This window comes from Oleiphilus sp. HI0128 (genome assembly GCF_001635365.1).
This window is the reverse complement of record NZ_LWGG01000095.1, coordinates 1-730: the sequence shown is the minus strand read 5'-3', so window position 1 is coordinate 730 and position 730 is coordinate 1. Positions and strand designations below refer to the sequence as shown.

1 protein-coding gene is annotated in these 730 nt (G+C 46.6%); it reads right to left on the bottom strand.

Annotated elements, in window-relative coordinates:
• Positions 1-55: 55 nt before the first annotated feature.
• Positions 56-730: phosphoribosylformylglycinamidine cyclo-ligase (gene purM / locus A3763_RS01210; protein ID WP_068759828.1), on the bottom strand; the 675-nt coding region annotated here is incomplete at its 5' end.

The window sequence follows — 730 nt, the reverse complement described above, 5'->3', positions numbered from 1 at the left end:
TTGCTGCCGCTACCCGATATCAAAACAACGACAACAGGATCTCGTCCTTCCATTACTAAGCGCCTAGTCCATTTAGTTGGACTTGCTCTTCGTCGGAAGATGTGTCGGCAATTTCACCAATTACCCAAGCACTTTCGCCTTCAGCTTCTAAAAGCTTGATGGCTGATTCTTCTGAACCGGCTGGAACGGCGATGATCATGCCAACACCGCAGTTGAAGGTGCGATACATTTCAACAGGATTTACGTTACCTGCTGATTGAAGCCATTTGAATACTCCAGGCAATTCCCAGCTCTGGGTCTCGATGACTGCTTTAGTACCTTCAGGTATTACGCGAGGAATATTCTCAAGTAAGCCACCGCCCGTGATATGTGAAAGGGCATGCACCTCACCTTCTTTGATCAATTTAAGAAGAGATTTAACGTAAATCTTTGTTGGCTCAAGCAAGGCCGATTTTAGGTCGGTATCGCCAATTTCCTGGTTTAGGTCAGCGTTTGATACTTCTATAATCTTGCGAATTAAAGAGTAGCCATTCGAGTGTGGACCTGAAGAAGCGAGGCCAATTAACTTGTCGCCAGCCTTAACTTTGGTGCCATCTATAATCTCAGACTTCTCAGCAATGCCAACGCAAAAACCAGCCAAGTCATAATCTTCGCCTTCGTACATGCCGGGCATTTCAGCAGTTTCACCGCCGACTAGTGAGCAACCAGATAGGTCGCAACCAGCGCCAAT